The organism is Streptomyces yangpuensis, from assembly GCF_001005295.1.
In the GTDB taxonomy this organism is placed as follows: Bacteria; Actinomycetota; Actinomycetes; order Streptomycetales; family Streptomycetaceae; genus Streptomyces; species Streptomyces yangpuensis.
Map to the genome: position 1 here is coordinate 470080 of NZ_LBMK01000001.1, position 19525 is coordinate 489604.

The following is a 19525-nucleotide window of genomic DNA, read 5'->3' on the forward strand; positions in this document are numbered from 1 at the left end:
CGCCCTCCGTGGTGCGTGATATACGCCACGCATGGGAGAGGTTTCGCTCAGATGAGCGCGTAAGTCACGGGTAAGACTTTCAAAGGGTGGCACTGGGTGCCACCCTTTGTGTGTTCAACACTTGAACGCAAATGTATCGATGATCGCTCATCCGAGCGTAGACAGGCCTCAGGGGCCCCCTGCCCCTTCGGGATCTGAACGCTCTTCGTACTTTCTGGTTACCCCTGAGTTACTTTCGATCTGCTGGCGCACGGGTGGTTACGTCCGTATGACGGCCAAGTGGACGTACCCAGAAGCCTTCGATCTGGGTATGTTCCTGGCCGTCAGGGCAGCCACCGAGCCTCGAGGAGTCGAGACCCGTGTCGGAAAACAAAGATCAGAAGTTCGTCTACGACTTCACCGAGGGCAACCGCGACCTCAAGGACCTTCTCGGTGGCAAGGGTGCCAACCTCGCCGAGATGACCAACCTGGGTCTGCCGGTCCCTCCCGGCTTCACCATCACCACCGAGGCCTGCAAGGTCTACCTCGAAAGCGGCTCGGCCCCGGCCGCGCTGCGCGACGAGGTCAGCGCCCACCTTGCCGCCCTCGAGTCGAAGATGGGCAAGAAGCTCGGCCAGTCGGACGACCCGCTGCTGGTCTCCGTGCGTTCCGGCGCCAAGTTCTCGATGCCCGGCATGATGGACACCGTCCTGAACATCGGCCTCTCCGACGAGTCGGTCACCGGCCTCGCCTCCCAGGCCGGCGACGAGCGCTTCGCGTGGGACTCCTACCGCCGCCTGATCCAGATGTTCGGCAAGACCGTCCTCGGCGTCGAGGGCGAGCTCTTCGAGGACGCCCTCGACGAGGCCAAGGCCGCCAAGAAGGTCACCGTCGACACCGACCTCGACGCCGCCGACCTGAAGAAGCTCGTCAAGGTCTTCAAGAAGATCGTGGCGAAGGAGGCCGGCCGCGAGTTCCCGCAGGACGCCCGCGAGCAGATGGACCTCGCCGTCGAGGCCGTCTTCAACTCGTGGAACACCGACCGGGCCAAGCTGTACCGCCGTCAGGAGCGCATCCCGAGCGACCTGGGCACCGCGGTCAACATCTGCTCCATGGTCTTCGGCAACCTGGGCCCCGACTCCGGCACCGGCGTCGCCTTCACCCGTGACCCCGCCAGCGGCCACGCGGGCGTCTACGGCGACTACCTCCAGAACGCCCAGGGCGAGGACGTCGTCGCGGGCATCCGCAACACCGTGCCCCTCGCGGACCTGGAGGCCATCGACAAGGCCTCGTACGACCAGCTCATGACGATCATGACGACGCTGGAGACCCACTACAAGGATCTCTGCGACATCGAGTTCACGATCGAGCGCGGCCAGCTGTGGATGCTCCAGACCCGCGTCGGCAAGCGCACCGCGGGCGCCGCCTTCCGCATCGCCACCCAGCTCGTGGACCAGGGCCTGATCGACGAGGCCGAGGCGCTCCAGCGCGTCAGCGGCCACCAGCTCGCGCAGCTGATGTTCCCGCGCTTCGACGAGGGCGCGAAGACCACCCTGCTCGGCCGCGGCATCGCCGCCTCCCCGGGCGCGGCGGTCGGCAAGGCCGTCTTCGACTCCTACACGGCCGTCAAGTGGTCCCGCTCCGGCGAGAAGGTCATCCTGATCCGCCGCGAGACCAACCCGGACGACCTTGACGGCATGATCGCCTCCGAGGGCATCCTGACCTCGCGCGGCGGCAAGACCTCCCACGCGGCCGTCGTCGCCCGCGGCATGGGCAAGACCTGCGTCTGCGGCGCCGAGGAGCTCGACGTCGACACCAAGCGCCGCCGCATGACGGTCGGCGAGACGGTCATCGAAGAGGGCGACGTCGTCTCCATCGACGGCTCCACCGGCAAGGTCTACCTCGGTGAGGTACCCGTCGTACCGTCCCCGGTCGTCGAGTACTTCGAGGGCCGCATGCACGCCGGCGCCGACGACGCCGACGAGCTCGTCGCCGCCGTGCACCGGATCATGGCGTACGCGGACCGTGTCCGCCGCCTGCGGGTGCGCGCCAACGCCGACAACGCCGAGGACGCGCTGCGCGCCCGCCGCTTCGGCGCCCAGGGCATCGGCCTGTGCCGCACCGAGCACATGTTCCTCGGTGAGCGCCGCGAGATGGTCGAGCGCCTGATCCTCGCCGACACCGACGGCGAGCGCGACGAGGCACTCAGTGCCTTGCTGCCGCTGCAGAAGAAGGACTTCACCGAGCTGTTCGAGGCGATGGACGGTCTGCCCGTCACCGTCCGCCTGCTCGACCCGCCGCTGCACGAGTTCCTGCCCGACATCACCGAGCTGTCGGTGCGCGTCGCCCTCGCCGAGTCCCGCAAGGACGCCAACGAGAACGACCTGCGCCTGCTCCAGGCCGTCCACAAGCTGCACGAGCAGAACCCGATGCTGGGTCTGCGCGGTGTCCGCCTGGGCCTGGTCATCCCCGGTCTGTTCGCCATGCAGGTCCGGGCGATCGCCGAGGCCGCGGCCGAGCGCAAGAACGCCAAGGGCGACCCCCGCGTCGAGATCATGATCCCGCTCGTGGGCACCGTCCAGGAGCTGGAGATCGTCCGCGAGGAGGCCGACGCGGTCATCGCCGAGGTCGAGGCCGCCACCGGCACCACCCTCAAGCTCTCCATCGGCACCATGATCGAGCTGCCGCGCGCCGCGCTGACCGCCGACCAGATCGCCGAGGCCGCGCAGTTCTTCTCCTTCGGTACGAACGACCTGACCCAGACGGTGTGGGGCTTCTCCCGCGACGACGTCGAGGCCAGCTTCTTCACCGCGTACCTGGAGAAGGGCATCTTCGGGGTCTCGCCCTTCGAGACCATCGACAAGGACGGCGTCGGCTCGCTGGTCCGGCACGCGGCCAAGCTGGGCCGGGCCACCCGCCCCGACCTCAAGCTCGGCGTCTGCGGCGAGCACGGCGGTGACCCCGAGTCGGTCCACTTCTTCCACGAGGTCGGCCTCGACTACGTCTCCTGCTCGCCCTTCCGGATTCCGGTGGCGCGCCTGGAGGCCGGCCGTGCCGCCGCCGAGGCGAAGGGCAGCGACAGCCGCTGACCCACCGGCCCCTCACAAGGGCCCCACAGACCGCGCCTGTCCCCGGGTTCCCTGACTGCCCGGGGGCGGGCGCGCCTCAATTTTTTTGTTCAACAACTCTTTACGCCAGCAGGCGGTGGACGGATCCCCACCCGTCCACCGCCGCTGTCATTCTGCCGGGCACGTCGGCGCTTCCCGGTGCGACCGACCGCCAGGCCCCGCAAAGCCCCCCACGGCCTTCGCGGAGCGTTTCGGTCGCACCGGAGTGTGCCCGGCGGAGTACAGGATTTCGGTTGTCACGCCCCTGCCGAAAGGGGTTTCAACTGTGGCCGAAAGGGCGTGGTGACCACGTGTGACTGCGTGCATACTCATGGGGCGGGGGGATTGCGGTTGCACAGGTGGGGGTTCGGTGCTGCGTATCCATTTCACTGGAGTGGACCTGGCACGCGTACGGATGGCAGGGCGTCCCGATGCGTTGTGGGAGACGATTCTCAGCTTTCACCGCTTAAGAGACCGGCGCGATGCCCGGTTGTTCGGTGAATGGCGTACGGAAACCCGGAGCAGGTTGAATAGTGAAACACGCACGCTCGGTATGCTCATACCGAGTCGCGGTTATTTCCCCGATTTCCTGACCCCTGTGGAGGGGCAGTACGGGTGGGACGTGGGCCTCGACGCGTTGCGCGGGATCCGTCCCGAGCGCATGCGCCGGGAGCTCCAGCTGCTGGGCGCCGGAGCGCCCACGACACCACGGCTGCGGGACTTCATGGAGGGCGGCACCAAGCAGCTCCCGCGGCTGATGGGCGAGCTGCGCGCCTACCACCGGGCCGCCGTGGAGCCGTACTGGACCCACATACAGGCCCAGATAGAAGCCGAACGGGCGGCACGCGGCCGCGCGTTGCTCGACGGCGGAGCCGACGAGCTGCTGGCCTCGCTGCCGCCCATGCTGCGCTGGCGGGCCCCGGTACTGGAGTGCGACTACCCGGTGGACCGGGACGTACGGCTGCGGGGGCGCGGGCTGCTGCTCCAGCCGTCCTTCTTCTGCCGGCGCACCGCGGTGACCCTGCACGACCCCGAGCTGCCGCCGGTGCTGGTCTACCCGGCCGCCGCGCAGCTGGCCTCCGCGCCGGGGAGCGGCGAGGCGGCCCGGCCCGCCGAGGAGCAGCGCCAGCGCACCCTGGGCAAGCTGGTCGGGCACACCCGCTCGGTCGTGCTGCGGGCCATCGGGGACGGCGCGACCACCAGCGAGCTGGCCCGGCGGGCCGGGGTCTCGCTGGCCTCCGCGAGCCAGCACGCCTGTGTGATGCGCGAGGCGGGCCTGGTCACCACCCTGCGCCACGGCAACGCGGTCCTGCACACGGTGACCCCGCTGGGAGCGGCGCTGCTCAAGGGCGGGGCCGTGGCCTCCTGAGACGCCGACGGCCCCCGGCCCGGGAAGAGCCGGGGGCCGAAGACCGCGGGCCGAGGGCCGGGGATCGAGGGCCAGGGCCCGGGGGCCGGGGGCCGCCGGGTACGACCGTCAGGTCCGGAACGGGCCCGTCACCTCATAGGTGATGCCGCCGGAGGAGCTGCCGCTCGTGCCGCGCTGGCTGGAGAAGTAGAACCGGTTGCCGGCGGGCGAGAAGGCCGGGCCGGTGATCTCCGAGGAGGACTGTCCGGTGATCCGCAGGAAGGGTGCCACCACGTCGTCCGGGGTGATCACGCAGATCTCCATGTTGCCGCCGTCCTCCGCGACGTACAGGTCGCCGTAGGAGGAGCCGGTGACGTTGTCGACGCCCGTCAGCGGGGCCGCGCCGCCGGGTACGAGCGAGTCGTCGTAGGCCAGCTCGTAGGTGTTGTTCGTGAGGTTGAGCTGCCAGACCCGGTTGTCGCCCTTGGTGGTGAACCAGACGGTGTCGTTGGCGTAGTGGCAGCCCTCGCCGCCGTTGAACTTCTTGGAGCCGGAGACCTGGCTGCGGGTCGCCGTCGGGGAGCCGTCCGGGTCCGGGACGTTCTGCCAGGTGAAGGAGCCGGAGGTGGCCGTGCCGGCCTTGAGGACCTGGAGGGTGCCGGAGGAGAGATTGCCCCAGGTGGTGGGGACGAAGCGGTAGAAGCAGCCGCTCGACTCGTCCTCCGTCAGGTAGATCACCCGGCGGACCGGGTCGGCGGCGGCCGCCTCGTGCTTGAAGCGGCCCATCGCCGGGCGCTGGACCGCCGCGTTCACGCCGTACGGGTCGGTCTCGTAGACGAAGCCGCGGTCGACCTCCTCGCAGGACAGCCAGGTGTTCCACGGGGTCGCGCCGCCCGCGCAGTTCTGCCGGGTGTTCGACAGGATCCGGTAGGCGCCGGTGACGGTGCCGGAGGAGTTGAACCTCACCGCGCTCGCGCCGCCGGAGGGGTTGATCTCCGAGTTCGACACGTAGATCCAGCCCGAGCCGTCGGAGTAACAGGCACCGCCGTCGGGGGCGCTGTGCCAGGTGTACGAGGTGCCGCTCACGGTCTGGCCCGAGCGGGCGATCACCCGGCTGGTGAAACCGCTCGGGAGCATGATCCCGTTGGCGTCGGCGGCGCCGAGCGCCCCGTAGGGACCGGCACCGGGCTGGGCCGGCGCCGCGTAGGCCGCCCCGTGCATCAACGTGCCGCCGAAGGCGGCGGCCGACGAACCGATCACTGCGCCGCGCAGGAAGGTACGACGTTCCACGGTCACTCCTGTGGGAGGAAGGCCCCGCGGCCGGTCGGACGCGGGGTCGCACGCGTCGAGGAACCTAGGAGACGCCAGTTGACGTGGCGCCAAATCCTCATTACGCCCGAGCGACCGCTCGGCGTTCAATCCCTCGGCGGGGATTTCCGCGCCGCCCGCCCCCGGCTTTCCTTCCCCGGGGCCCTTCCGGCCCGCGCGGCATCGGCACCGGCGGGATTCCCGCGCCCGGGCCGGCGTACGGCCGACGGCGTTCGCACAGCGCCGCGTCCGCGAAGACACCGGCGGCCCGGCGTCCGCCGGGGGGCCGTCCCGGCGCGCCGCACCCGCCAGTTCCGGCCTGTCTCGGCCCCCGGGGTTTAGGAGGTGTTCCGCACACGGTGGCGTGAAATGACCCATGACAGGACCTTGGGCCCTGGGAAGGTGCCGGAGGGAGGAGGACGGTGGAGGTATGAACCGTTTCGCCGCGGACATCTCGGGCCGTGCCGACCTCGACATCGTGCTGCGCCGCTTCTACACGGCCGCCTTCGCCGACCCGCGGATCGGGCCGTACTTCACCCGCATCGCGGGCACGGACCTGGAGGTCCACCTGCCCCGGATCACCGACTTCTGGGAGCGCGCCCTCTTCCGCACCGCCCCCTACCGGCGCAACGCCTTCGCCCCGCACGCCGCGCTGCACTCGGTGCGGGCGCTGACCGCCGCCGACTTCGGCCGCTGGGTCCAGCTGTGGCACGCGACGATCGACGGGCTGTACAGCGGGCCGAACGCCGGGCGGGCCAAGGCCCAGGGCGAGCGGATCGCGCTGACCCTCCACCGGCGCCTCGCCGGCCCGGACGCCGACCTGCGGGGCGAAGGCACCACGGGCTTCGTCCCCCTCGCGGCGCTGGAGCTGCGCTCGGCCGCCTGACCTGCGATTTCGCCGGCCGGGAAGAAAACTTCAAAAAATCTTCGCGAGCGGCGATGAGTTTCCCGCGGCCCCTCGGTCTACCTCTCGAAAGCACCGACCGAGCAGCAGGAAAGAGAGACCTCGATGTCCGCGACCATGATCTTCGTCAACCTGCCCGTCAAGGACCTGGACGCCAGCAAGGCCTTCTGGGGCAAGCTGGGCTACTCCTTCAACGCCCAGTTCACCGACGAGAACTGCGCCTCCATGGTCATCAGCGACACCATCGTCGCGATGCTCCTGACCGAGGCCCGCTACAAGGACTTCACCCACAAGGAGATCGCGGACGCCACGAAGACGTCCGAGGTCCTGCTGTGCCTGAGCGCCGAGAGCCGCGCCGCCGTCGACGAACTGGTGGACGGGGCCCTGGCGGCCGGCGCCACCGAACCCCGCCCGGCCCAGGACCACGGCGTCATGTACGGCCGGGCCTTCGACGACCTCGACGGCCACACCTGGGAGATCATGTGGATGGACCCGGCCGTCGTCCAGAAGCAGGACTGACCGGCCGGCCCACCCCCTGCCGTCAGGAGGTCGCGGCGGTCCGCACCGGGTAGGTACGGACCGCCACCTCCTCGTCGTCCAGGCAGCGCCCCGTCTCCAGGTCGAAGCGCTGCTTGAGCAGCGGGGAGGCCACGAAGGGCCGGCCCGCCGCCGCCCCCACCAGGCCGCGGGAGAGCACGTGCGCGCCGGTGAAGGGGTCCTGGTTGCCGATGGCGTACGCCCGGCCCGCGCGGTCGACGAACACCGCGGCCTGGCTCCCGTCGGGCAGCAGCGCGGCGACCCCGCGCCCGGGGACGAGCGCCGAGAGCTCGCACACCGTCAGCCAGCCCTGCGCCACTTGCAGTTCCACGGTCATCGGACGGAGCCTCCTATGGTCAGGACGGCCAGGTCGGGCTTGACCTGGTCGCGCTCGGGGACGAACTTCACGGTCGGGTCGGGCGCGCCCGGCGCGTTCACGAAGGACACGAACCGGCGCAGCCGCTCCGGGTCCTGGAGCGTCTCGGCCCATTCGTCCCGGTAGTGCGCCACGTGGTCGGCCATCAGGGACTCCAGCTCGGCGCACAGCCCCAGCGAGTCGTGCACGACCACGTCCCGCAGGTGGTCCAGGCCGCCCTCCAGCCGCTCCAGCCAGGTGGAGGTCCGCTCCAGCCGGTCGGCGGTGCGGATGTAGAACATCAGGAACCGGTCGATCAGCCGGATCAGCTCCGCGTCCGACAGGTCCTGGGCGAGGAGGTCGGCGTGGCGCGGAGTGGCGCCGCCGTTGCCGCCCACGTAGAGGTTCCAGCCGCTCGCCGTCGCGATGACCCCGAAGTCCTTGCTCTGCGCCTCCGCGCACTCGCGGGCGCAGCCGGACACCGCCGACTTCAGCTTGTGCGGGGCGCGCAGGCCCCGGTAGCGCAGCTCCAGGTCGATGGCCATGCGCACGCTGTCCTGGACGCCGTAGCGGCACCAGGTCTGCCCGACGCAGGACTTCACCGTCCGCAGGGCCTTCCCGTAGGCGTGACCGGACTCGAACCCGGCGTCGACGAGCCGTGCCCAGATCCGCGGGAGCTGGTCCACGCTCGCGCCGAACAGGTCGATCCGCTGCCCGCCGGTGATCTTCGTGTAGAGGCCGAAGTCGCGGGCCACCTCGCCGATCACGATCAGCTTGTCGGGGGTGATCTCACCGCCGGGGATCCGCGGCACGACCGAGTACGAGCCGTTGCGCTGCATGTTCGCGAGGAAGTGGTCGTTGGTGTCCTGGAGGGCGGCCTGCTCCCCGTCCAGGACGTAGCCGCTCGCGCCGAGCGTCGCCGCGAGCGAGGCGATGATCGAGCCGACGGCCGGCTTGCAGACCTCGCAGCCGTCGCCGCCGCGGGCCTCGGGACGGCCGTGGCCGTCGAGGATCCGCTCGTACGAGGTGAGCCGGCGGGTGCGGACGATCTCGTAGAGCTCGGCCCGCGTGTACGGGAAGCAGCCGCACAGTCCCTTGTCGGCGGCGGCCGGGAGCAGCTGGCCGATCACCTTGATGCAGCTGCCGCAGCCGGTGCCCGCCTTGGTGCACTTCTTGACCTCGGGGAGCGTGGAGCAGGCGGTGATGGCCTTCTTCGTGACGTTGTGGCAGGAGCAGATCACCGCGGTGTCGGGGAGGGCGGACGGGCCCAGCGCGACGGGTGCGCCGACGCCCGCGGGCAGGACCAGCTGCTCGGGGGCGACGGGCGGGACGCTGCCGGTGAGCGGGCGCAGCAGGCCGTAGGCGTCGGCGTCGCCGACCAGGACCCCGCCGAGGAGGACCCCGTCGGGGGAGACCACCAGCTTCTTGTAGATCCCGGAACGGGAGTCGGACCAGACGACGTCGAGGCTGCCGGGGGTGTTGCCGTGCGCGTCGCCGAAGGAGGCCACGTCCACGCCGAGCAGCTTCAGCTTGGTGGAGAGGTCGGCCCCGGTGAACTCCTTCTCCCGGCCCAGCAGGTCCTCGGCGGCGGTCTCGGCCATCTCGTAGCCGGGGGCGACCAGGCCGTAGACACGGCCGTCGACCGCGAGGGCGCACTCGCCGATGGCGTAGACGTGCGGGTCGGAGGTGCGGCAGTGGGCGTCGACCGCGATGCCGCCGCGCTCGCCGACGTCCAGCCCGGCGTCGCGGGCCAGCTGGTCGCGGGGGCGGACACCGGCGGAGAAGACCACGAGGTCGGTGGCGACGACGGAGCCGTCGGAGAGCCGCATTCCGCTGACGCGGCCGTCCTCGCCGGTCACCACCTCCTGGGTGCCGACACCGGTGTGGACGGTGAGGCCCATGGACTCGATGGTGCGCAGCAGGGCGGCGCCGCCGCCCTCGTCGACCTGGACGGGCATCAGGCGCGGGGCGAACTCGACGATGCGGGAGGCGAGACCGAGCCCCTGGAGGGCGCCGGCGGCCTCCAGGCCGAGGAGTCCGCCGCCGACGACCGCTCCGGTCGTCTTGTCCTTCGCGTACTCCTCGATGGCGAGCAGGTCCTCGATGGTGCGGTAGACGAAACAGCCGGGGGCGTCCTTGCCGGGGACGGGCGGCACGAAGGGGTAGCTGCCGGTGGCCAGGACCAGCACGTCGTACGGGAACACCTGCCCGGAGCGGGAGGTGACGGTGCGGGCCTCCCGGTCGATGTGTTCGGCCGGGTCATCGAGGTGGAGGGAGATGCCGTGCTCCTCCATGAACCCGGCGGGCGTCATGGAGAGGTCCTCGGGGGTGCTGCCGGAGAAGTACGAGGTCAGGTGCACGCGGTCGTAGGCGGGCCGGGGCTCTTCGCAGAGCACGGTGATCCGGTGCGTGGCGGTGACCCCGCGCTCGGCGAGCGCTTCGAGGTAGCGCTGGCCGACCATGCCGTGCCCGATGAGCACGATCGTGGGCGAGGGCTCGGTCATGTCAGTGGCCTCCGTCGTCGGTGAGCAGGTGGAACAGGTCGTGCGGTGCTTCCCCGCCCTCCCAGGTGCGGGCGAGGGCCCCCACCGTGGAGAGCTCGCCGAGCAGCACCCCGCCGACGAGGCGGTCGCCGCGCAGGACGACCTTGCGGTAGGTCCGCCGGGTGCCGTCGGTGAGGCGGACCACGTCGTCGCCGGGGAGGGGGGTGGTCTCGCCGAAGGCGGCGAGGTCCAGGGAGCCGTCGCCGGTCCCACCGAGGGTGAGGCGGGTGAGGGCGCGGGTGCCGCTGTACGGGGCGGAACCGCCGGTCAGGACCGCGGCGAGGGCGTCGGCCTGCTCCAGGGCGGCGCCGGCCAGGCCGTAGACCTGCCCGGCGTGCTCGGCGCAGTCGCCGATGGCGTGGATGCGAGGGTCACTGGTGCGGAGCTCGTCGTCCACGACGATGCCCTTGCGGATCTCCAGACCGGCGGCCTGCGCCAGGCCGGTGCGGGGGCGCACGCCGCAGGCGAGGACGACGACGTCGGCGTCCAGCCGGTAGCCGTCGGCGAGCTCGACGCCGGTGACGCGCCGCTGCCCGGAGGCGGCGCCGTTGCCGGGGGCTCCGCCCCCGGGCCCCCGCGTCCCGAGCGCAGCCGGGGCCGCAGCGGTCGTCGTCAGCCCGCGGACCCGGCATTCGGTGTGGATCTCCACGCCGAGCCCGGTCAGGTGCGTCGCCAGCAGGGCGGAGGAGTCCGCGTCCAGCTGGCGTTCCATCAGGCGCTCGCCCTGCTGGGCCAGGACCACCACCGCTCCGCGCGCGGCGAGCGCCCGGGCGGCCGAGACGCCCAGCAGACCTCCGCCGATCACCACCGCCCGCACCCCGGGGCGTACGGCCGCCGAGAGCGCGAGGCAGTCGTCCATCGTGCGGAACGCGTGGACCCCCTCCGGCAGTTCCCGCCCCTCGGGCTCGAACAGTCCGCGCAGCGGCGGGAGGACCGCGTTCGAGCCGGTGGCCAGTACCAGCGTGTCGTAGCCGGCCACCGTGCCGTCGTCGCAGTGCACGGCCTGCTCCGCCCGGTCGACGCGCACGGCACGGACCCCGCGCCGCAGCACCGGGCCGGGGGCCGGCAGGGCGGTCACCTCCGGCGCGTACCGGCCGGCCAGGACCTCGGCGAGCAGGACCCTGTTGTACGGGACGTGGGACTCCTCGCCGAGGACGGTCACCGCCGCGGCCGGGCCCAGCCGGTCCGCGAGCCGCAGGCCCGCGAGGCCGCCGCCGATCACCACCACACGCTTTTCCGAGGTCATGCCATGAGGGTGCGCGGCCGCTGTTTCCCCTCCGCATCGCCTCTGTTACCCGGACGGAACGCCGACCTCAGCGTCCGGTTTAAGGGTCGGTGAGGCCTTCCTCAAGGCCGCCTTAAAGCCCATCGGGGCCGCTGCCGGGGCCCTTAGCGTGATCCGCATGCGAGATGCTGCGGTGCGGGTCAGGGGCGGGATCCTGGGCGGGGCGGGGGTGGTGGTCCTGCTCTGGGCGGTGCAGGTCCGGCCCTCGGCGCGGCCCGACGCGCTCTTCGCCACCGCCGCGCACCTGACCGGTCTGCTCGCCGGTTACGGGGTGCTCGTGCTGCTGTTCCTGATGGCCCGGGTGCCCGCGGTCGAGCACGGGGTCGGCGCCGACCGGCTCGCCCGCTGGCACGCGTTCGGCGGCCGCCACGTCCTGCTCCTCTGCTTCGGCCACGGGCTGTTCGCCCTGCTCGGATACGCCGTGCACACGGGGGCCGACCTCGTCCGCGCCGTCCGGGAACTGCTCGGCTACCCCGCCATAGCCGCCGCCGCGGCCGGAACCGTCCTCCTGGCCGCGGTCGGTGCGACGTCCGCCCGGGCGGTACGCCGCCGGACGTCGTACGAAACCTGGCGCGGGGTGCATCTGCTCGTATACCTCGCGGCCGCCCTCGGCTTCGGCCACCAGCTCGCCGGGCCCGACCTCGCCGCCGCGGCCTGGTTCTGGGCGCTCGCCCACACCGTGGTCGCCGCGCTGCTGGTCTGGTACCGCGCCGTGGTCCCCGTACGGCAGGCCCTGCGGCACGCGCTGCGGGTCGCGGAGGTCCGCTCCGAGGGACCGGGCGTCGTCTCCGTCGTCGTCCGCGGCGAGCACCTGGCGGAGCTGCGCGCGGAGCCGGGGCAGTTCCTGCGCTGGCGGTTCCTGCAGCGGGGGCTGTGGCCGACCGCCCTGCCGTTCTCCCTCTCCGCGCCGGTCCGCGGTGACACACTGCGGATCACCGTCAAGGGGCTCGGCGGCCACTCCCGCCGCATCCGCCGACTGCGTCCCGGCACACGGGTCCTCGCCACCGGGCCGTTCGGCGCGCTGACCGCGGCCCGGCGGACCAGGCCCAAGGTGCTGCTGATCGCCGGCGGGGTCGGGATCACCCCGATGCGGGCCCTGTTCGAGACGCTGCCGGGCGGCCCGGGGGACATCACCCTGCTCTACCGGGCCGGCGCCGAGGAGCATCTGGTGCTGCGCGCCGAGCTGGAGGCCATCGCCGCCGAGCGGCGGGCGGGGCTGCACTACCTGCTCGGGCCGTCGGGCGCCGCCTACGACCCGCTGGCCCCGCAGGCGCTGGCCGCGCTGGTGCCCGACCTGGCCGAGCACGACGTGTACCTGTGCGGGCCGCCGGGGATGGCCGAGGCGACCCGGGGAGCGCTGCTGCGGGCCGGGGTGCCGGCCGGACGGATCCATACGGAGTGCTTCAGCTTCTGAGCCGGGCCGGACGCGCCCGGTCCGCACCCTGCCGCGCCCACCGCGCCCGTCGTCCCCGCCGCGCACCGCCTCCCGACGCCGTTCCGACGGCATCCTCCACCGCCTGCCGCAGTCCCTGCTCCCCCCGCCGCACCCTGCTTCCCCCGCGTCACTCCGCCGACCGCCTTCCCCAGGGAGTCCCCGCCCGATGCGCCACCCTCTGCACGTCGCCCTGCCCGTACCCGTCGGGGTGCCGGCCCCCGCCCCCGCCCCAGCCCCAGCCCCGGCCCCGGCCCCGGCCCCCGCCCCGGCGACGGCCGCCCGGCACCGTAAGCCGCGCAGACCCTCGCCGGTGCGGACCGCACTGGCCGCGCTGGCCCGCGTACCCCCGGCGGGGCGGCTCGCGGCGGGGCTGGGGGCTGCCAGCGTGCTGGCCGCCACCGCGCTCACGGCGGTCGTGGAACCGGCCGCTCCGGTGGCTCCGGACCGGGTCCCGGCCCGGCAGAGCTCAACCTTTGCTCAACTTTCCGGGAATTGAATGGTCCCTGCACCGACAGCTCCATAGGGTCGGTTCGTGCCTGACATATCAACGACCATGATCATCGTGCTGTGCGTGGCGGCCGCTGCCGCGGGCTGGATCGACGCGGTGGTGGGCGGCGGCGGCCTGCTGCTCCTGCCCGCGCTGCTGCTGGGCCTGCCCAACGCCCACCCCGCCACCGTCCTCGGCACCAACAAGGCCGTGGCCATCGTCGGCACCGCCGGCGCGGCCGTGACGTACGTCCGCAAGGCCCCGGTGGATGTGAAGCTGGCCGTCCGCATCGGCCTGGCGGCGCTCGCCGGATCGATGGGCGGCGCCGCGCTCGCCGGGGGCATCAGCAAGGACGCGCTCCGGCCGATGATCATGGTGGTGCTCGTGATCGTCGCCGGTTTCGTGCTCTTCCGGCCCGGCTTCGGCACTGCCCCCTCCACCTCGCCCGTCAGCCGTGCCCGGGTGCTGCTCGCCATCGCTCTGGCCGGCCTCGGCATCGGTTTCTACGACGGCCTCATCGGGCCGGGCACCGGCACCTTCCTGGTGCTCGCGCTCACGGCCCTGCTCCACCTCGACCTGGTCGCCGCCTCCGCCACCGCCAAGATCGTCAACTGCTGCACCAACGCCGGGGCGCTCGCGATGTTCGCCTACCAGGGCATGGTGCTGTGGCAGCTCGCCGCCCTGATGGCGGTGTTCAACCTGGCCGGCGGCATGATCGGCGCCCGCATGGCGCTCAAGAAGGGCAGCGGCTTCGTCCGCGGGGTGCTGCTGACCGTGGTCGGAGCGCTGGTGGTCAAGCTCGGCCTGGAGCAGTGGGGCTGACCGGCCCCGGGTCGCTCAGTACGTCGCGGTGAGGTGGGCGAAGACGACCACGTTGCCGCGGTAGCCCGTACGCGGTGAGAAGCCGCCACCGCAGGTGATCACCCGCAGCTCGGCGCGCGAGGAGGGGCCGTACACCCGGGTGTCCGGGAAGGTCCTGGCGTCGTGCACCTCGACCGCGTGGACCGTGAACACCGCCGTACGGCCGTCCGCGCGCGGGACCTCGATCGAGGCACCGCGGCGCAGCGCACCCAGGTGGTAAAACACCCCCGGCCCGGCGGAGTCGTCCACGTGCCCGGCGATCACGGCGGTGCCGGTGGCGCCCGGGGTGATGCCCTCGCGGTACCAGCCGGCGAGGTCGCGCCGGTCGGGCGGAGGCACTTCGAGGTGGCCGCTGCGGTCCAGGCCGAGCCCGATCAGCGGGGCGTCCACCCGGATGGAGGGGATCCTGATCCGCCCGGGCGGCGAGCCGACCAGAGGGGCGATGCCGGGGCCCACGACGCCGGCGGCGGTGAGTGCTTCGGCGGGGGAGGGCAGCGGGGGCCCGACCGGCTCCCGGGAGCCGCTGGTCACGAGCCAGACGCCGATGCAGGCGGCGAGTGCGACGAGGCCGCCGTGCCGGGCGGTCGGGCGGAAGTCGCGGGCCATGCGTACCCCCTCCGCCTCTCGTCCGAGGTGACTGGCCGTCGCCCGGCCCCGCGAACGGGGGGACCTCGCGGGGCGGGCGACGGGGGACGGTACCGGTCGGACCGCGGCCGGAGCCGCGGTGGGCGTCCGTCAGCTCCGCGTGCCGCTCGCCCGGCGACGCAGGAGCCAGGTACCGCCGACGGCGGTGACGGCCAGTACGGCCGCTCCCGCCGCGATCTTGGCGGGGTCGGTGGTGGTGGTCGTGCCACCGCCCACCCCGGAGTTGACGTGACCCTGCGGGCCGCGTTCGGTGACCACCAGGTCGCCGGTCGCGAACTTGCCGTTCGCGCAGGTCGCGCCGATGCCGTAGGTGCCGGGACGGGTGCCGCGGGCCACCTGGAACTGCCCCACGACCACTTCCTTGTGAGTGCCCGGGACCAGCTTGAACCGGCCGCCGCCGACCGTGGTGGCATCGCCGTCCGCGTGGCTTCCGGGGCCGCAGGCCGTGGTGTTCACGGTGACGGTCGCGCCCGGGGCGGCGGACTTCGGCCAGACCTCCAGCGTCGCGAAGTCCCCGGGTGCGAAGCCCACCATGCCGAGGTCCGCGGCGGCGACCGGGCCGGTGAACGCGACGGCGGTCAGCGCGGTCGCGGTCAGCACGTGTGCGGTACGTCGGCGCATGGGACTCTCCCTGAAGACACGGGGTCGTGTATCCGAGGAAACCCGGCCCGCCCGCCATGCGCCTGCTGATGTTCCGTCAGCTCGGCCCCGTCGCGCCTGGCTGCGGGACGTTCCCACAGGTCAGGGCGGGAGTGCGGCCATCCGGGCCGCCCGCGCCGTCCGGGTGACCGGCCCCCCGGACGGCCGCCGGCGGCTGTGGCGCACCACCACCGGCCGGTCGTGCACCAGCGGTGCGTACGGTGGTGGGGCGCAGCGGAGCCGGGCCTCCCGGCCCGGCCGCGGAGCGCTGCGCCACATCCGAGGGAGGGTTTCGTGACATCGGTCGAACGGCCGCAGGAGACGACCATCGCCGCGCTCCCGTTCTTCGTGTACGGGACGCTGCGCCCCGGCGAGGTCAACCACACGCTGTTCCTGCGCGGCCGCACGGCCGCCGAGGAGCCCGCCACCCTGCCCGACGCGGCCCTCTACGACGGTCCGGGCTATCCCTTCGCGGTGCACCGGCCCGGCACCGCCGTCGTCGGGGAGCTGATCACCGCCGAGCCCGGCGCATACCGGGAGCTGCTGGCCGAGCTGGACCGGCTGGAGGAGTACGAGGGGCCGGGGCGGCCGGGGAACGTCTACGACCGGTTCGCCCGTCAGGCCCTGCGCCCCGACGGCACCGCGGTGCGCGCCTGGGTCTATCTGGCGTCCCCGCTGATCGCCCGCGACCTGCGTAGAAGCGGGACGGAGATACCTGGGGGAGACTGGTTCAACCGCTCGGCCCGGCTGTCCGGACACCCCTCGGAGTCCGGCCGGGACGTGTCCTAGAGTCCCTCGGCGCCACGGTTGCGCAGGCGCTGTCCGTACTGCTGGAGCACCCACAGCTCCTCCTGGACCGCCGCCAGTTGCTCCGGCGGCGCCTGCGCGCCGAGCCGGGACAGCGAGCCCTGGATCTCGTGCACCCGACGGTCGACCGCGCGCAGCCGGACCTGGACCAGCTGGACACCCGCGTAGACCTCGTCGACCGTCTTCGCGTGGATCGCCTCCACCGCCAGCTCGGTGACCAGGGCGCGCACGGTGTCGTTCGGCGCGGCTTCGCGCACCCGGGCCACATAGTCCTCGGCGGCGGGGGCGGCGCCGCCCGCGTCCTGGATCGCCTGGCGCACGGCCGCGTACGGCGGCGCGGTGAACTCGTCGATCCCGTACGCGTCGAAGGCCGGGGACACCAGCGCGGGCCGCTGCAGGGCCAGCTTCAGCAGCTCGCGCTCGGTGCGGTGGGCGGGGCTGCGCAGGTTCAGCGCGGGGCCGCCGGCCGGCTGGGCGGCGGGCGCGGGAACGTCCTCGTAGGCCTGACGGCCCCGCTGCTGGTTCCCGCCGGGTCGCTGCTGGTTCCCGCCGGGCCGGCCACCCTGCGGTGCGCCGCCCTGGCCGCCCTGGCCGCGTTCGCGCGCCCACCGGGCGAGCTGCGCGACCCGCTTGACGACGAACTGCTCGTCCCGGATGCCCAGCATGCCCGCCAGCTGCACTGCCGACTCGTGCTGGATGGCGATGTTCTTGATGTTGGCGACGACCGGCGCCGCCTCGTCCAGCGCGGCGGCCCGCCCCGCCGGGTTCTCCAGGTTGTGCCGGGAGACGATGTGCCGCAGCGCGAACTCGAAGAGCGGGGTGCGGGCCTCCACCAGGTTCATGACGGCCGCGTCGCCCTGTGCGAGGCGCAGGTCGCAGGGGTCCATCCCGCCGGGGGCGATGGTGATGGAGGTCTCCGCCGCGAACTTCTGGTCGTCCTCGAAGGCCCGCAGGGCGGCCTTCTGCCCGGCCGCGTCACCGTCGAAGGTGAAGATCACCTCGGCGGTCGCGTTGTCCATCAGCAGACGGCGCAGGATCTTGATGTGGTCCCCGCCGAAGGAGGTGCCACAGGTCGCGATGGCGGTGGTGACGCCCGCCAGGTGGCAGGCCATGACATCGGTGTAGCCCTCGACGACCACGGCCCGGGAGGTCTTGGCGATCTCCTTCTTGGCCAGGTCGATGCCGTACAGCACCTGGGACTTCTTGTAGATCGCGGTCTCGGGCGTGTTCAGGTACTTCGGCCCGTTGTCGTCGTCGCGCAGCTTGCGCGCGCCGAAGCCGACCACCTCGCCGCTGGTGTCGCGGATCGGCCACATCAGCCGGCCGCGGAAGCGGTCGATGGGCTTGCCGCTGCGGCTGTCCTGGGCGAGACCGGAGGTGATCAGTTCCTTGTCGGTGAAGCCCTTGCCGCGCAGGAAGCGGGTCAGGTGGTCCCATCCGGCCGGGCTGTACCCGACGCCGAAGTGGGCGGCCGCGGCCTGGTCGAAGCCGCGCTCGGCCAGGAACCTGCGGCCGATCTCGGCCTCGGGCCCGTCCAGCTGGTCGACGTAGAACCGGGCGGCCTCCCGGTGTGCCTCGACCAGCCGGATGCGCTCACCGCGGCCGCTGGTGCCGGCGGTGTAGCCGCCCTCCTCGTAGCGCAGGGTGATCCCGGCCAGGCCGGCCAGGCGCTCGACCGCCTCGGAGAAGGAGAGGTGGTCGATCTTCATGACGAAGTCGAGGGTGTCCCCGCCCGCCTGGCAGCCGAAGCAGTGGTAGAGGCCTTTGCTGGGGCTCACCTGGAAGGAAGGGGACTTCTCGTCGTGGAAGGGGCACAGGCCCTTGAGGTTGCCCCCGCCCGCGTTGCGCAGCTGGAGGTAGTCGGAGACCACGGCGTCGATCGGGACCGCGTCCCGTACCGCCTTCACATCGTCGTCGTTGATCCGTCCTGCCACCCGTGAAGTCTACGGCCGGGCGCGGACAAACCCGTCAGGCCCCCTCCGCCGGGATCAGCGAGGCAAGCGGAACTGACGGGTCCGCGAGGGCCTCGCGGTCCACCGGCGCCTTTGACCTGATCAGGGCCTGGATGTGCTCGGTGACGTCCCACACGTTCACGTTCATTCCGGCGAGGACCCGCCCCTCTGACAGCCAGAAGGCGATGAACTCCCGCTTGCCGGCATCGCCGCGGATCAGTACCTGGTCGTAGCCGCCGGGCGGGGCGTACCCGGAGTACTCCAGGCCCACGTCGTACTGGTCCGAGAAGAAGTACGGCACCCGGTCGTAGGTGACGTCGTGCCCCAGCATCGCCCGGGCGGCGGCCGGGCCGCCGTTCAGCGCGTTGGCCCAGTGCTCGACCCGCAGCCGGGTCCCGAGTACGGGGTGGTGGGCGGCCGCCACGTCACCGACCGCGTGGATGTCGGGGTCGGAGGTGCGCAGGGCGGCGTCCACGGCGATCCCGCCGCCGTGCTCCCGGTCGACGAGGGCCAGCCCGGAGGTCTCGGCGAGGGCCGTCCGCGGCGCGGCCCCGATCGCGGCGAGCACCGCGTGCGCGGGGTGCTCCTCGCCGTCGTCGGTACGGGCGGCCAGCACCATGCCGTCCTGGCCGATGATCTCGGTCAGCCGGGCGCCGAAGTGGAAGCGGACCCCGTGGTCGGCGTGCAGGTCGCCGAAGAGCCGGCCGATCTCGGGGCCGAGCACGGCGTGCAGCGCGGTGGCCTCCGGCTCGACGAGGGTCACCTCGGCGCCGTACCCGCGGGCCGCGGCGGCGACCTCCAGGCCGATCCATCCGGCGCCCGCGATCAGCAGGTGGCCGTTGTCCCGGCCGAGGCCCGCCAGGACGTGGCGCAGCCGCTCGGCGTGCGCGAGCCGGCGCAGGTGGTGCACCCCGGCCAGCCCGGTGCCGGGGATGTCCAGGCGGCGCGGCTCGGCGCCGGTGGCCAGCAGCAGCTTGTCGTAGTGCACGACCGTGCCGTCCCCGAGGACCACCTTCTTGGCCTCCCGGTCGAGGTGGACGGCCGGCTGGCCGAGGTGCAGCTCGATGTCGGAGGCTGCGTACCAGGACGGTTCGTGCACGAAGACGCTCTCGCGCTCCTCCTTGCCCGTCAGGAACCCCTTGGACAGCGGGGGGCGCTCGTACGGATGGTCACGCTCGTCGCCGATGAGGATCACCCGCCCCGTGAACCCCTCGGACCTCAGTGTTTCGGCCGCCTTCGCCCCGGCGAGCCCTGCGCCGACGATGACGAATGTCCGGTGTGCGTCGACCACCTGATGCCTCCTCATAACCTCTACGCCACATGCGACCACATG

Annotated in this window: 15 protein-coding genes; 7 read left to right on the plus strand and 8 right to left on the minus strand. The window is 72.5% G+C overall.

The annotated features are described in order from the left end of the window. Nucleotides 1-359 precede the first annotated feature (359 nt). Together ppdK and AAT21_RS02055 are read left to right on the plus strand one after the other, a co-directional pair. Nucleotides 360-3068 carry a pyruvate, phosphate dikinase gene (ppdK, locus tag AAT21_RS02050; RefSeq protein ID WP_046774969.1) on the plus strand — a complete coding sequence of 903 codons (2709 nt, stop codon included), beginning with the start codon at nt 360-362 and terminating at the stop codon, nt 3066-3068. A gap of 388 nt (nt 3069-3456) precedes the next feature. Then, nucleotides 3457-4455: an ArsR/SmtB family transcription factor gene (locus AAT21_RS02055; RefSeq protein ID WP_079025389.1), complete on the plus strand. Its 999-nt coding sequence runs from the start codon at nt 3457-3459 to the stop codon at nt 4453-4455. A gap of 108 nt (nt 4456-4563) precedes the next feature. Here the strand turns inward: AAT21_RS02055 and AAT21_RS02060 are convergent, their stop codons facing one another. Further along, on the minus strand, nt 4564-5724 hold the full coding sequence (locus AAT21_RS02060; RefSeq protein WP_046774971.1) for an alkaline phosphatase PhoX: 1161 nt from the start codon (nt 5722-5724) through the stop codon (nt 4564-4566). Between the two features lie 448 nt (nt 5725-6172). Between AAT21_RS02060 and AAT21_RS02065 the strand changes: the two genes are divergently transcribed. Continuing rightward, complete coding sequence (locus tag AAT21_RS02065; protein ID WP_046774972.1) at nt 6173-6628, plus strand: group III truncated hemoglobin; 456 nt, start codon at nt 6173-6175, stop codon at nt 6626-6628. 123 nt (nt 6629-6751) lie between these two features. Further along, complete coding sequence (locus AAT21_RS02070) at nt 6752-7165, plus strand: VOC family protein (protein ID WP_046774973.1); 414 nt, start codon at nt 6752-6754, stop codon at nt 7163-7165. Between the two features lie 22 nt (nt 7166-7187). On the opposite strand, the gene nirD is transcribed toward AAT21_RS02070, so the two are convergent. Genes nirD through AAT21_RS02085 form a run of 3 tightly spaced genes read right to left on the minus strand, consistent with a single transcriptional unit; the run spans nt 7188 to nt 11327 of the window. Then, a complete protein-coding gene (gene nirD, locus AAT21_RS02075; RefSeq protein ID WP_046774974.1) occupies nt 7188-7520 on the minus strand; it encodes a nitrite reductase small subunit NirD in 333 nt (110 codons plus the stop codon). Further along, nucleotides 7517-10042 (minus strand): nitrite reductase large subunit NirB, encoded by a 2526-nt coding sequence (gene nirB, locus AAT21_RS02080; protein WP_046774975.1) that lies wholly within the window; start codon nt 10040-10042, stop codon nt 7517-7519. Before nirB ends, nirD begins: the two co-directional genes overlap by 4 nt. Before the next feature lies 1 nt (nt 10043). Next, nucleotides 10044-11327: an NAD(P)/FAD-dependent oxidoreductase gene (locus AAT21_RS02085; RefSeq protein WP_046774976.1), complete on the minus strand. Its 1284-nt coding sequence runs from the start codon at nt 11325-11327 to the stop codon at nt 10044-10046. A 157-nt stretch (nt 11328-11484) separates the two neighbouring features. Here AAT21_RS02085 and AAT21_RS02090 point away from each other — a divergent pair, with 157 nt between their 5' ends. Together AAT21_RS02090 and AAT21_RS02095 are read left to right on the plus strand one after the other, a co-directional pair. Further along, complete coding sequence (locus AAT21_RS02090) at nt 11485-12780, plus strand: ferredoxin reductase family protein (protein ID WP_046774977.1); 1296 nt, start codon at nt 11485-11487, stop codon at nt 12778-12780. A gap of 553 nt (nt 12781-13333) precedes the next feature. Next, nucleotides 13334-14110 carry a sulfite exporter TauE/SafE family protein gene (locus AAT21_RS02095; RefSeq protein WP_046774978.1) on the plus strand — a complete coding sequence of 259 codons (777 nt, stop codon included), beginning with the start codon at nt 13334-13336 and terminating at the stop codon, nt 14108-14110. A 15-nt stretch (nt 14111-14125) separates the two neighbouring features. Here the strand turns inward: AAT21_RS02095 and AAT21_RS02100 are convergent, their stop codons facing one another. Both AAT21_RS02100 and AAT21_RS02105 read right to left on the minus strand, forming a co-directional pair. Then, nucleotides 14126-14755: a class F sortase gene (locus tag AAT21_RS02100; protein WP_046774979.1), complete on the minus strand. Its 630-nt coding sequence runs from the start codon at nt 14753-14755 to the stop codon at nt 14126-14128. A gap of 129 nt (nt 14756-14884) precedes the next feature. Beyond that, nucleotides 14885-15415, minus strand: a complete 531-nt coding sequence (locus AAT21_RS02105) for a hypothetical protein (protein ID WP_046774980.1) — start codon at nt 15413-15415, stop codon at nt 14885-14887. Between the two features lie 312 nt (nt 15416-15727). On the opposite strand from AAT21_RS02105, the gene AAT21_RS02110 reads away from it, so the two are divergent. Then, the gene (locus AAT21_RS02110; RefSeq protein ID WP_079025390.1) at nt 15728-16222 is read left to right on the plus strand and encodes a gamma-glutamylcyclotransferase family protein; all 495 of its coding nucleotides are present in this window, start codon (nt 15728-15730) and stop codon (nt 16220-16222) included. Here AAT21_RS02110 and dnaG read toward each other — a convergent pair. Further along, nucleotides 16219-18174, minus strand: coding sequence for a DNA primase (dnaG, locus tag AAT21_RS02115; protein ID WP_046774981.1), 1956 nt, complete (start codon nt 18172-18174; stop codon nt 16219-16221). The two genes, AAT21_RS02110 and dnaG, sit on opposite strands and share 4 nt — an antisense overlap. Before the next feature lie 34 nt (nt 18175-18208). Beyond that, nucleotides 18209-19483 (minus strand): NAD(P)/FAD-dependent oxidoreductase, encoded by a 1275-nt coding sequence (locus tag AAT21_RS02120; protein ID WP_046774982.1) that lies wholly within the window; start codon nt 19481-19483, stop codon nt 18209-18211. Nucleotides 19484-19525: the final 42 nt, after the last annotated feature.

Coding starts and splice junctions, on each gene's coding strand:
- AAT21_RS02065 (WP_046774972.1), top strand. CDS start 6,173: ATGAACCGTTTCGCCGCGGACATCTCGGGCCGTGCCGACCTCGACATC.
- AAT21_RS02070 (WP_046774973.1), top strand. CDS start 6,752: ATGTCCGCGACCATGATCTTCGTCAACCTGCCCGTCAAGGACCTGGAC.
- nirD (WP_046774974.1), bottom strand. CDS start 7,520: ATGACCGTGGAACTGCAAGTGGCGCAGGGCTGGCTGACGGTGTGCGAG.
- nirB (WP_046774975.1), bottom strand. CDS start 10,042: ATGACCGAGCCCTCGCCCACGATCGTGCTCATCGGGCACGGCATGGTC.
- AAT21_RS02085 (WP_046774976.1), bottom strand. CDS start 11,327: ATGACCTCGGAAAAGCGTGTGGTGGTGATCGGCGGCGGCCTCGCGGGC.
- AAT21_RS02090 (WP_046774977.1), top strand. CDS start 11,485: ATGCGAGATGCTGCGGTGCGGGTCAGGGGCGGGATCCTGGGCGGGGCG.
- AAT21_RS02100 (WP_046774979.1), bottom strand. CDS start 14,755: ATGGCCCGCGACTTCCGCCCGACCGCCCGGCACGGCGGCCTCGTCGCA.
- AAT21_RS02105 (WP_046774980.1), bottom strand. CDS start 15,415: ATGCGCCGACGTACCGCACACGTGCTGACCGCGACCGCGCTGACCGCC.